The organism is Enterococcus sp. AZ126, from assembly GCF_051714545.1.
Taxonomy (GTDB): Bacteria; Bacillota; Bacilli; order Lactobacillales; family Enterococcaceae; genus Enterococcus_L.
This window is the reverse complement of record NZ_JBIOSB010000001.1, coordinates 2,720,901-2,733,680: the sequence shown is the minus strand read 5'-3', so window position 1 is coordinate 2,733,680 and position 12,780 is coordinate 2,720,901. Positions and strand designations below refer to the sequence as shown.

Sequence of the window (12,780 nt, the reverse complement as noted above, 5' to 3'; positions counted from 1 at the left end):
CCTAAACAAGATAATCTACGTCATACTCAAAACCATTTTCATCACTTAATTGTTTATAAAACTCGCCACTCTTTTTAATTGTTCTTTTTTGGGTATCAAGATCCAAAGAAACTAATCCGTATCGATTCTTATAAGCATTGATCCAAGACCAACAATCAATAAATGTCCAAAGATGATATCCCTTAATATTGGCCCCTTCTTGAATAGCTTTCCAAAGATACGCCAAATGATCTTTGATAAAATCGATACGATATTCATCTATAACTTGTCCAGCCTCATCCATAAAACGTTCTTCATTAGCAACGCCCATACCATTTTCTGATATAAATGCTTCAATATTGCCATAATTATTTTTTATATCCATACACAAATCGTAAATTCCTTTTTCGTAAATTTCCCAGCCACGATATTCGTTCATTTTTCGCCCTGGCATGATATGATTTTCAAAAAACCATTCAGGTAAAAACGGACCCATTTCATTTACAGCCGACATTCTTGCTTTCACACGTCTTGGCTCATAATAATTTAACCCAAGAATTTGAGCAGTATTTTCTTTGATACAGGCTAAATCCTCACTTGTATAATCGTTAGGCAGTTGCTCATATTTACGTAATAGATCGACTAATTTTTGAGGAAATTCCCCTTTGACCATCGGATCTAAAAAGCTTCTTGTATAAAATAAATCAGCTATTTCAGCAGCCTTGACATCGGCAGGGTTTTGACTTCTAGGAAACGTAGGACTTAGATTTAAAATGACCCCGATTTTTCCAGATAGCTTTTTTTCTTTGAAACGTTCAATAATTTTTGCATGGGCTAAAACCGTAAAGAAGGCTGCTTGAGCACCGCGTTTGAAATCGACAATATTAGGGTAATGAAAATCTTCCAAGTAACTACCTAAGATAGGTCCTAACGGCTCATTTGATGTGAACCAATGATAAACTAAATCGCCAAAATGATCGAAGCACGTCGTCGCAAAATGAACATATGCTTCTACAACGTCTCTAGATTCCCAGCCACCTTTGTCTTGCATTGCAGCAGGCATGTCAAAGTGATATAAATTGGCAAAAACTTTGATTCCTTCTTGATTCATTTTAGAAAACAAATCTCGATAAAAAGCAATGGCCGCAGGATTTACCGCTCTTTCACCACCATTAGGAAACATCCTTGCCCAAGAAATAGAGACTCTAAAAGAATTATGTCCTGTTTGTTTCATTAATTGAATATCGTCTTCGTAACGATGGATGTGATCTGTAGTTATTTCTGAGCTTACACGGTTATAAAAACGAGTTGGTTGTTCACTGTACCATCTTTCCCAAACGGTTTCGGCTTTCCCTGTCTCTCCTCGTCCTTCCGCTTGTTCAGCAGACCAAGCAGACCCCCACCAAAATTCTTCTGGGAAATTCAACTTTTGTTTATTCATTGCCATTCTCCTCTTCTTTATTTCCATTTAATAGATAAAGAATAACACCGCTTACAAGCAATATGAATAGCTATAACCAAAAAAATATATTTTGTTTTAAAGATATATACCTTTGGTCATAATGGATTGACTTAAAAAGCTGAACCAGGCATAATTCTATTAAGCAAGCAAAAAAAGATATACACAAACGTATATCTTTCTGAAATGAGGAAATGATGATGAACCTAAATTCAAAATATATGAAAGTCTACATTGACACAAAACATAAGATTACCAACGACCACTATTTAGTTGGAGACAAGCTCCCTTCTGGTAAAGATTTGGCACTACTCTATCAATGTAGTAAACTTACTGTAAAAAAAGGCCTGGATCTTTTAGTAAAGGAAGGAATCCTTAGAAGTCGAAGTGGTTATGGGACGGAAGTATTAAGAAAACCCATGGATACGACACATGTGTTTGGACCGAATGCAGGATTGTTAAATATCATAGGAGAAGAACATGTTACATCAAAAATACATAGTTTTTCAATAGAAATTCCTAGTAAAAAAATAGCCAAACTACTAAAAGTTTCAAATAAAGACTACGTTTATAACATTGTTAGAAGTCGCTATATCGATCATAAACCTTATTCTATTGAGCAAACATTTATGCCGCTATCTATCATCCCTGGTTTGCAGCCAAAGCATTTAGAAAAGTCTGTTTACAATTATATTACGGAAGAATTAAATTTAACGATTCTAACCTCACACCTATGGATAAAAGGGGACTTGGCAACTGAAATGGACAAGCGATTTCTTTCAGTTGAAGATGGCTTTTTTATGATGGAAGTTGAAAAAATCGTTTCTCTTGAATCAGGTAAACCTTTCGAATATTCCGTCACAAGACATCTATATAGTGATTTTACCTTTGAAGCAATTTTTGTTCAGAACCATTAAAAATCAAATACAGATCATTTTATAGTCCAATCAGTTCTGTTATATGTATAAATAGATTGAGTTATTGTATCGTTTTTTTGAGTATTTTTGAATTATATTGAAATATAATGAAGCACGTCTATAAAAAAAATAGAGACGTGCTTTTTGTATAGCTTTTATTTAGCAATGATTTTCATTTCTTTGCCCAGCTCAGCATCAACTTTATCCGTAATCAAAACGACTTCATTTAAATCAAACGATTTCACTGCAGATGTCTTATGGAATTTAGAACTATCGCACAATAAAAATGACTTTTTCGCATGCTCTATCACAGTCTTCTTTTTAATCGCCTCAACCAAGTTAGGAGTCGTTACGCCAAATTTTAAGTCTATGCCATTTGCACCTAAAAAGGCTTTATCAAAAACATATTTTTTGATATTCGCTTCTGCCAAAGGACCACTTAATGATGATATTTTAGGATCGTATGTTCCACCTAAAATAGTGATTTCTGCTTCAAAATCTCCAGTCAATCGCAAAACATCCGTATTTGTAGTAATGATCCGAATCTTCTTTTTCAGCACTTCTCTTAATAGGGTCGTACATGTAGAACCTGAATCTAAATAGATCGTATCTCCAGCCAAAACTTCACGTGTCGCAAGTTCAGCTATATGAAGCTTTTCTTTGGTTTGTAAACTGGATTTCGTTGACATGGGAAGTTCTGAAACACTTGAACTAAGCTTGACAGCTCCTCCGGATAAAGTTTGTACTTTATTTAACCCTTCAAGTTCTTTTAGATCACGTCGAAGAGTTGAAATCGAAACTTCTGGTATCAGCTTTTGTAATTCTTCGATTCGTATCAACTCTCTATTTTCCAGTATTTCTATAATTTTCTCTTGTCGAACATATGGAATCATAAGTAACTCCTTTCATTTTTCACTCCTACTATTTTCAAGAAAGATATCCCTTATTAAAATACCACAAATCTAGATAAATAGTAATGAAATCAACATATTTGAAAGAAGTTATCGTTAGATTTTAAGATAATGTTTCTTCTTTTTCGGTAAACATATAAGCTAATATAGCTGACACTACTAGTGAAATTGCTAGTCCGATCATTGCTTGAATAAAGTTTGACGATTTATCAGTTACAAAGGCTGGAAATGTGGTGACACTTCCGAACACAAAAGCATTCGTCACGACTTTCATTAGTCCTAAATAAGCCCCACCTACAGCTCCACCGATAATTTGCGCTAAAAATAATTTTTTATTTTTTACTAATAATCCAAATAAAGTCGGTTCTATAATTGCTGAAAGAGCGATCGTTACTAAACCGGTTACTGCAAAACTACGTAGTTTTTTGTTTCTTGCTTTAAAATATACACCAATCGTAGTACCAATCACCGCAAAGTTACAAGCAAACGTAAATGGTACAATATAATCAAATCCGTAAGTCGATACATTATTGATCATGATTGGATTAACTGCCCAATGAATACCTAAACTTACAAGAACACTCCAACCACCACCGATCAATACACCAGTTAGGATACTACTACGTTCAATCAACCAATTCACAACTTGGGCAACTGCTTCTCCACTATAAACTCCAATCGGACCAATTACGATAATCGTCAGAGGGATCATTACTGCTAAAGAAATCAAAGGAACGACAACTAATTTTAAGGTTTCAGGAACGTTTTTATCTAAAAATTTGTATAAATAAGAAAATGCCCAAATCGAAAGAATAATTGGAACAACTGTAGAATTATAATTCATCAAAACGACAGGGATTTTTAAAAAGCTAGTCATTGTCCCGTTACCAGTATCTCCCATCAATGCAATAAATTCTGGATTCAATAATGCTGCACCGATCAAAGCAGATAAATAAGGACTAGCTCCAAATCTCCTACCAGAAGTAAACGCTAACAATACTGGCAAAAAATAAAAGACGCTCATTGAAGCAACAGTCAAAATACTGTATGTTCCGCTATTTTCTGATAAAATGCCCGTTTGTACAGCTAAAATCAATAATCCCCGTAAAATTCCTGAACCAGCCAATGCAGGTAATAGCGGAGCAAAAATAGCTGAAATAGCTGAAAAAATATTACTTATAATATTGCCAGAACCTTCACCACTATTGTTTACTTGGACATTGCCATCATCACCGGTAACCAATGCTTCAAATTCATCATACAGCTTTGGCACTTCTGTTCCAATTAAAATTTGATATTGTCCTGCTTTATTGACAACATTGACAACCCCATCGATTTCTTTTACTGCTTCATCATTTACTTTAGATGGGTCTTTAAGCGTCAATCTTAATCGTGTTGCACAATGAGTCATATTCGCTAAATTATCTGCGCCGCCAACCTGTTCTAAAATTTCCTTTGCTGCTGATTTGAAATCCATCTTCATTCACTCCTCTAATCCTTTTTAATATTGGACTAACGTATTAGAAATCTTAAATCAAGATTTCTAATACTAAATCACTTACTTTAACTGCACTGTTTTGTTTGATGATCTCAGCAATATAATCCATCCCTAATCGCTCAATGATTGAATCGATTTTTTTGATCATCTTGATATTTCTCTCACACTCTTCTACAGGATCTTCAATAATCGGAAATGTATCAAAATAAAAAGCATGATCGTAATTGTGCAACTTTGTATAGTAGATAAATTCGATTGTCTTGATCAAGCTACTTGTACCAATCATCAACCCATCATCGTTTAAACCGTAGCCATCATTTAAATGAACCCCAAATAATTTTTTCCGACTCCCTAAAATACTTGCTCCATAAGCAGGATTTTCATGTTTCATTAACATATGGCAATAATCTAACGTAATCCCTAGATTCTCACGACCTACTTCCTGTACCATCGACAGCGCAACGCCAAAACTATCTAAAAAGGCATACGCTCTTGGTTGGAAAGGTTTATATTCTATACTGATTTTAAGATCCGGCGCATAATCTGTGATTTCGATCATACAGGCTTTGATTTGATTCCAAACCTTCTCGTAGTCGATCTGAAAAGAGTAGTCAAATCCATCAAATCCTAGCCAAATCGTTACGACTTCGCCGCCTACTTCACGACAATAATCACATGCTTCTTTGCATAGTGCTACTGCGTTTTGGGAAATACTCTGATCTGAATTCCCTAATTCGCCATTGATAAACTCACTTCTAAAACGTAGGGCAACGCCATTCGCTTGTAACTGATTTTTTTGTAAGATCTCTTTCATTTTTTCTGCTGGAATATCTGCCACATGTTCTGGATAATTGAAATCAACATGGGTCAATCCTAAACGATTAAATTCTTCTAAAACTTCTGCTACATTATTATTGAATTTTGGTAAAAACGAATTGATTCTTGTCGCTAACTTCATTCTTTATTCCCCCTATTCTCTTTTCCTCCTCATAATAGCATGCTTTTTTTTCATTTTCAATCACTTTATTCCATTTTATTTCATTTATTATCAAAAATATCCATTTTCAAGTAAATTTATTTTACATTAATTTTCTATCTGTTGAATCATTTCTACTCGTTTTTCATGCCTTCCGCCTTCAAATGTTGCCTCTAACCATTCTTTTACGATCATTTTTGCCAGTTCACTTCCAATTACACGGGAACCAAAGGCTAGGATATTTGTGTTATTATGCTCTTTCGAAAGTTTCGCTGAATAGGGCTCACTACATACAACGGCACGAATCCCTTTTACTTTATTCGCTGAAATCGATATACCTACTCCTGTCCCACAAATCAAAATTCCACCATCAAAATTTCCTAAAGCAACTTCTTCAGCAACTTTTTTTCCGTAACGTGGATAATCAGTTCTTTCTGCTGAGTACGCGCCAAAATCTTCGACCTCATGTCCTAGTTCTTTTAGATAATCTATAATGATTGGTTTTAGTTCAAATCCCACATGATCATTTCCAATTGCTAATTTCATACAATCATTCCTCCTGTTAGTATAAAGTTAAACGTATCATGCTCTTAATTTTGCAAGAATTTCATGATAGGTTCCAGTTTTTCCAAATAATGCGGATGTTCCTAATACAAATCCAGATACTCCGATTTTGCTTAGTTGTTCAATTTTTTCAGGCGAAATTGCACCATCTACCATCACTTCAAAGTTATATTCTTTTGCTAAGATCACTAATTTCTCTATTTTAGGATCTGTATACTCTAAATATTTTTGACCTGCAAATCCTGGATTGACTGTCATCACCATTACATAGTCTGCTAAAGGCAGTAATCCTTGAATCATTTCAACTGATGTTCCCGGATTAATGGCAATACCTGCTTTTTTTCCCTTTTGATGAATCATATCTAATGTTCTGGCAGCCTGTTGGTCCGCTTCAGGATGAATATAAATAATATCTGCACCAAGATCAGCAAATTTCTCAACATACTTACTTGGTTCTTGAATCATCAGATGAACATCTACTGGTTTATCTGTCACAGAACGCACCAATTCAAAATCTTGTAACCCCATTCCAAAATTTGGCACAAAACGACCATCCATAAAATCCATATGGAAAATATCCACACCAGCTTGATCAAGTTCTTGGATGTCTTTTTTTAAATTAGAAAAATTCGCACACATCATTGACGGGCATAATAACTTGGGCATTTCTTCTCCTCCTTTGAGATAACGATTACCCAGTGTCTAAAAAAATATTTGAGTAATCGTTTACCTCTATTTAGGCATAATATATCACCAATATTTCCACCTGTCAATAAAAATTTGTGTTGAATAGTTGTATTCAGCTTCATTTTATGGGAAAATACAGGTAAATAGTAACAAAACAAAGAGAACGATTACCCACGAGGACACATTTATGAAAAACTATTCAATTAAAGATATCGCTGAAATAGCGGGCGTTTCAGTTGCAACTGTTTCTAGAGTAATCAACGATAATGGACGTTTTTCTGAGGAAACAAGAAAAAAAGTTCTAAAAGTCATTGAAGAGACAGGCTACAAAATGAATTACAGCGCTAAAAATTTACGAATGAATAAATCATTTACGATCGGAATTTTAGTACCTGACATAAGTAACTTTTTCTTCTCTGATGTAGTTCAAAAATTAGAAGAGATTTTATTTGCTAAAGGCTACTCCACTATTATTTGCAATACTTCTAGAAGCTCGGAAAAAGAGCTTGCTTACCTACGTATTTTAGAAGGAAAAGGTGTGGATGGCTTGATCGTGATATCCGGGGCTGAGGAATTTGAATTTGACTCTTCCGGGGCTGAAAAAAAGATTCCTTATATCTGTATTGATCGAGAACCAAAAAAGAAAGATGATACTATTTTTATCTCATCCAATCATTATCAAGGGGCTTTTGAAAGTGCTGAAGCGTTGATTCATGAAGGATGTCAGTCTCCGATCATTGCGATGCATAATCAAAAATCAACTAGTGCAAAAGAACGTCTTAAAGGATTTAAAGACGCGTTGAAAAAAAATAGTATTTCCTTTGATGCAAAACAACATTTACTTTCTGTTGATGTTCGATGTTCAGAGTTTGAAACAAAACTGCTTTCGTTTTTGAAGAAAAATCCAAGTACAGACGGTATTTTTTCTATAAATGATTTAATCGCCTTAGAATTAATGCTACACCTAAAGAAAAATCATATCGATGTGCCGCAAAAAATAAAGTTGATCGGATTTGATGATACGGCTTCTGGTCAATACACAACACCGACTCTTTCATCTGTAAAACAAAATACTACTTTGATAGCAAATCACGCGGTTGAAACACTACTAGAATTAATCAACAATAAAGGCGAACTTGGGAGACAAATTGTCGTTCCAGTTTCGTTAGTTTTGAGAGAGTCTAGTCAATCAACCTGATAGGTAAAAGAGAAAAGTGCTTCAATTATTTATTCGTATTTAGAGTGTGAAACAAAAGTGATTGTTCCTTTTGTCCCACACTCCTCTTTTTTTATCCTATCTTATTTCCCAATAACCAATCTTCTTGTATAAACAGCTTGACCTGAGTGCATCACAGCATCGTCAATAGCAGAAACAATTCGAGCCTGACGCGTAACGACAGGTGTCCAATTTGTATCCACGACATCATGAAGACTCTCTTCACGAATTGTTGATAGATAGATATTGGTAAATTCAATACTCGCGGCAAGATAATCAAGTAATAATTTTTTATCCGTCACTACAACTTTTGCTGCTTGTTCTGGAGTATGTTGCCAATCTTCCGTATCATCTGGTAAATCCAACGCAAATTTAGTACTCCAACCTGATTCTACCCATAATGGTTTCGTGTTGTTCAGTTCTGCGAATTGGTAATCCAACTCTCGTGCAGTATGCCAAATCAGCCAAGTAACTGATTTGATCAACGGCGCTGGCATCATATTTGCCTCATCCACTTCCATTTGGCCGAGTGTCTCTTCAAAACGTTCTTGTGCTCGTTTTAAGGTATCCATAGATAATTGTGTGATTTTCATTGTAGATTTCTCCTTTCATAAGTAACCTAAAACAGTATCTACCACTCACTTTACTACAATGCTTCTTTAACATCAAACTCCTAAACTATTATCTTATAGATTTTAGATTACAAAAAACCTTCTAGTCAATCGATCAAGTTCTTGACTAAAAGGTTTTGTTATTACGTTTATTAACGCATAGCTAGTGATCTAAATATATTCTCCGTTGGTCTTAATTACGTTTTGATACCAATAAAATGACTCTTTTTTCAAGCGTTGCAGTGTTCCTTTGCCTTCATTATCCTTATCTACATAAATCATACCGTATCTTTTTTCCATCTCACCACTGCCAAAACTTACAATATCGATAATTCCCCAAGGGGTATAGCCAATGACCGGAACCCCATCTTCGATGATGGCTTTTTCCATTTGTTCAATATGTTTGCTCAAATAATCAATACGATATTGGTCATGAACGGTATTTTCTTTTGTCAATTTATCATACGCCCCAAAGCCATTTTCTACAATAAATAGAGGTAAATCGTAACGCTGATAGACGGTATTCAATACATAGCGTAATCCCACTTCATCGATCGGCCAACCCCAATCAGATACACTTATATATGGATTTTTTACTATTTTTGCGTTTGGAATATCTTCTGTTTGCCACCCTTTGACATCTGTAAGTGTAGAAATTGCGCCAGACATATAATAACTAAAACCAATATAGTCAACTGTTCCTTCTTTCAAAATAGCTAATTCACGTTCACTGATCTGTATTTGATAGTTTTTACGTTCCCAGTATTTTGTAGCGTATGTTGGAATTTTTCCTCGAGCATGAATATCATTATAGAAAAATCTTCGTTCATTCGCTTTTACAGAGGCCATCATATCTTCTGGATTGCACGAGTATGGATAGACTGGAACATAAGCCATCATGCACCCAATTTGGAAGTTAGGATTTATCTTTTTTCCTTCAATCACAGCGGCTGCACTAGCAATCAATTCATTGATCCCAGCCTGAAAGACTAGCGCTTCTTTTTTCGCTTCATCCTCAATGATCATCGCCGAATTAGTCCAAACATGTAAAGGTTCTTGTCCATCTGCTTGGTTATTGATTTCATTAAATGTCATCCAGTACGTCACTTTATCTTTGTAACGCTCAAAAACGCATTTTGCAAATTTTACAAATAGTGGAATCACTTCTTTGTTGCCAAAACCACCAAATTTCTCATAGATGTAATAGGGCATTTCAAAATGAGACAAGGTAATAACGGGTTGAATATCATTTTTTATTAACTCATCAAACAGTCGATCGTAATATAACAGACCTGCTTCGTTTGGCTCTGCTTCAGTACCTTTAGGAAAAATACGGCTCCAAGATATCGATGTTCGCAAACATTTCAACCCTAATTCTTTAAAAAGTTTAATATCCTCTTTGTAATGATGATAAAAATCAATCGCATCATGATTTGGATAATATTCTCCCTCAAGAACACCTTCCGTTATTTTTCGAGGAATGCCATTTCCTCCAGCGGTCATTACATCTGCTATACTAGGTCCTCTCCCATCTAGATTCCAAGCTCCTTCTGCTTGGTGCGCTGCAATTGCGCCACCCCATAAAAAATCTTCTGCTAGTTTATTCGCCATACTAATACCCCTTTTTTCAAATTTAGTTTACTTATAAGTCAATTTTTTGTGCACGGTTAGAAGCAATAACAAATGGCAAATAGATACAAACAGAAACTGCCAAACATATTATACCGACTAATATCGCAACAATATTCCCACCTGTCCCTAAAAATAAATTAATGATTCCAGGCGTAGTCCATGGAACACCAATTGCCGGAGAAGGCATAATTGGCCAAACCACCGTAACGAAATAACCGATCATAATATTGACCATTGGGACTAAAATAAATGGAACGATTAATAAGGGATTTAAAACGATCGGCAAGCCAAAAATGATGGGTTCATTAATTTGAAAGATCCCTGGAACTAATGACATTTTTGCAATTTCTCGTTGCTCAGGACGTCTTGAGGCAATAAATATTGCAATGATCAGCCCCATTGTCATACCTGTTCCTCCCATATTTGCAAACATATCATTCAAAATTCCCCATGTTTCTTTGTAAGGAACATCCCAAAGTGATCCTCCTTGATTTATAAAATCAAGATTAGCTAAATCTTGTTCTGTAAATATAGCAGAACGAACCGCATTTAGCGTATTTGGACCATGGATACCGATTGAAAATAGCAAGGTTTGAATAAATGCTAATAACATTACTCCTACAACATTTCCGCCCAAATCACGTAAGGGGCTTTGAATTCCTTTATAGATAAGCTCATTGATTCCCTCTGGTGCGATCATTAAGACTAAAAAGTTTATGATCGCTGCAAGTCCAACGACAATAACGATCGGAATCATACTTGAAAAAGAACGTGAGACAGCTGGTGGAACCATTTCTGGCATATTGATTTTTAAACGTTTGACTTTAAACAGTTTGGGCAAAAATTCTCCCACTAAACAGCCCACAATCATCGCAACAAATAAACCTTGTGCTCCTAAGTATTGTGTACTGATAACATTTAAATCATCCGCATTAAATGGTTTAGGATACAAGATCATAAAGCTTGCGATACTTGTTAGCCCAACTAACGTTGAATCTGCTTCAAAATGTTTTGCAAGTATTTGCGCAACAAGATAGGTTATAAAAATACTCATGATATTGATGGTTCCATTTGCTACAGAAGATAACACTTGCTGTGCGTCTTCTAAATTAGGAAAAATACTGGATAAGCGTAATAATTGCACAACAAAACTGTCATTTGAAAACAAAATATTATTTAACAAAATAACAAGTGAAGCCGAAATCGTTAATGGAAAAATCAACATAAAGGCATCTCTAACCGCTGCAATATGACGTTGATTATTTAACTTAGTTGCAACAGGAACCAATGCACGATCGATAATATCATTAAATTTTTGCATAGATAAAACTCCTTTCATTTATAATCGTATTATACCTAAATTATGCTGCAAAAAAGTAAGCGCCTACTTTTAAAAAATATATTCTAAGCAAATAAAATATATTCCTTGAACGGAACGACCTGTTCCTGATTTTTAACAAAAAAATAAGTGTGAAAACAAAAGTAACCTTCACTTTTGTTTCACACCTTATATCCGAATAAACGATGGTAATAGTTTACATTCAATCATTTGTCATTATGAAAATCTTTAAGATAGCTAATAAGCGTTTCCAAAATTGCGATCGATGGCAACTGACTCGTTAGATCTAGAAAAATATCTTTACGCTCTTCTTTTATTTCATACTCAATAGAGTAGTCACAAAGTTGTGCAAGCGTACTTTTTTTATTTAACGTAATACAATACTTTTGAACTATATTTTTATCTTCTAAGCTTGCGATTACTTCTATTAATTCTTTGGTTTCACCAGAAACACTTAAAAAAATTATGACATTTTTTTGGTCTTTACGTAAAAAACTACGAATTGGATAGGTCAAATCATCCAAACTGATCGACACATAGCCTAAACTCGCTAGTTTCCTAGCTATATATTGGGCAATTGCACCAGAAGCCCCCATCCCCATAAACAATATAAAATCACTGTCACCTAAAGCTTGTGCCATATTTTTTATTTGATATTCAACATCGGGATGAAAGATGCCTATGTTAAGAGAATTTACTCGTTCTTCAATGCCAATATGTTTTTTATTTTCTTCTTGGCGAACCTTATCTAAATGGGCTTTTATATAAAATCGAAACTCCGGAAAAGAATGAAATCCTATTTTCTGAACAAAACGAAAGACTGATGTTGATGATACATGTGCACCATCCGCAATATCTCGAACACGCATATAGGGGATTTTCTCCAAGTTATTTGCAATAAATCGATAAATTTCTTGTTCTACAGAGGACAGGTCATTTAATTTCAGATAATCAAATATCGCCATTTACGTTAATCTCCTTTGATTCGCTA

At 34.8% G+C, this 12,780-nt stretch carries 12 protein-coding genes; 2 read left to right on the top strand and 10 right to left on the bottom strand.

From position 1 onward, the window contains the following. Position 1: 1 nt before the first annotated feature. Complete coding sequence (locus tag IGI43_RS12855; protein WP_438758190.1) at positions 2-1,420, bottom strand: glycoside hydrolase family 1 protein; 1,419 nt, start codon at positions 1,418-1,420, stop codon at positions 2-4. Between the two features lie 218 nt (positions 1,421-1,638). Here IGI43_RS12855 and IGI43_RS12850 point away from each other — a divergent pair, with 218 nt between their 5' ends. Then, complete coding sequence (locus tag IGI43_RS12850; RefSeq protein WP_438758188.1) at positions 1,639-2,355, top strand: GntR family transcriptional regulator; 717 nt, start codon at positions 1,639-1,641, stop codon at positions 2,353-2,355. 155 nt (positions 2,356-2,510) lie between these two features. Here IGI43_RS12850 and IGI43_RS12845 read toward each other — a convergent pair whose 3' ends face one another. The 5 genes from IGI43_RS12845 to rpe all read right to left on the bottom strand — a co-directional run bounded on the left by IGI43_RS12845 (position 2,511) and on the right by rpe (position 6,970). Next, positions 2,511-3,248 carry a DeoR/GlpR family DNA-binding transcription regulator gene (locus tag IGI43_RS12845; RefSeq protein WP_438758186.1) on the bottom strand — a complete coding sequence of 246 codons (738 nt, stop codon included), beginning with the start codon at positions 3,246-3,248 and terminating at the stop codon, positions 2,511-2,513. Positions 3,249-3,369: 121 nt separating this feature from the next. Continuing rightward, on the bottom strand, positions 3,370-4,743 hold the full coding sequence (locus IGI43_RS12840; RefSeq protein ID WP_438758185.1) for a PTS transporter subunit EIIC: 1,374 nt from the start codon (positions 4,741-4,743) through the stop codon (positions 3,370-3,372). Positions 4,744-4,795: 52 nt separating this feature from the next. Further along, positions 4,796-5,722, bottom strand: coding sequence for a sugar phosphate isomerase/epimerase family protein (locus IGI43_RS12835; RefSeq protein WP_438758184.1), 927 nt, complete (start codon positions 5,720-5,722; stop codon positions 4,796-4,798). 126 nt (positions 5,723-5,848) lie between these two features. Further along, positions 5,849-6,286 carry a ribose 5-phosphate isomerase B gene (gene rpiB / locus IGI43_RS12830; protein ID WP_438758183.1) on the bottom strand — a complete coding sequence of 146 codons (438 nt, stop codon included), beginning with the start codon at positions 6,284-6,286 and terminating at the stop codon, positions 5,849-5,851. Positions 6,287-6,322: 36 nt separating this feature from the next. Beyond that, the gene (gene rpe / locus IGI43_RS12825; protein WP_438758182.1) at positions 6,323-6,970 is read right to left on the bottom strand and encodes a ribulose-phosphate 3-epimerase; all 648 of its coding nucleotides are present in this window, start codon (positions 6,968-6,970) and stop codon (positions 6,323-6,325) included. A 208-nt stretch (positions 6,971-7,178) separates the two neighbouring features. On the opposite strand from rpe, the gene IGI43_RS12820 reads away from it, so the two are divergent. Continuing rightward, the gene (locus tag IGI43_RS12820) at positions 7,179-8,189 is read left to right on the top strand and encodes a LacI family DNA-binding transcriptional regulator (protein WP_438758181.1); all 1,011 of its coding nucleotides are present in this window, start codon (positions 7,179-7,181) and stop codon (positions 8,187-8,189) included. Between the two features lie 101 nt (positions 8,190-8,290). Here the strand turns inward: IGI43_RS12820 and IGI43_RS12815 are convergent, their stop codons facing one another. The 4 genes from IGI43_RS12815 to IGI43_RS12800 all read right to left on the bottom strand — a co-directional run bounded on the left by IGI43_RS12815 (position 8,291) and on the right by IGI43_RS12800 (position 12,754). After that, positions 8,291-8,800, bottom strand: coding sequence for a DinB family protein (locus IGI43_RS12815; protein ID WP_438758180.1), 510 nt, complete (start codon positions 8,798-8,800; stop codon positions 8,291-8,293). Between the two features lie 189 nt (positions 8,801-8,989). Beyond that, positions 8,990-10,429 carry a 6-phospho-beta-glucosidase gene (locus IGI43_RS12810; protein ID WP_438758179.1) on the bottom strand — a complete coding sequence of 480 codons (1,440 nt, stop codon included), beginning with the start codon at positions 10,427-10,429 and terminating at the stop codon, positions 8,990-8,992. 31 nt (positions 10,430-10,460) lie between these two features. Further along, the gene (locus IGI43_RS12805; RefSeq protein WP_438758178.1) at positions 10,461-11,771 is read right to left on the bottom strand and encodes a PTS sugar transporter subunit IIC; all 1,311 of its coding nucleotides are present in this window, start codon (positions 11,769-11,771) and stop codon (positions 10,461-10,463) included. A gap of 224 nt (positions 11,772-11,995) precedes the next feature. Beyond that, a complete protein-coding gene (locus tag IGI43_RS12800) occupies positions 11,996-12,754 on the bottom strand; it encodes a MurR/RpiR family transcriptional regulator (protein WP_438758177.1) in 759 nt (252 codons plus the stop codon). Positions 12,755-12,780 lie beyond the last annotated feature (26 nt).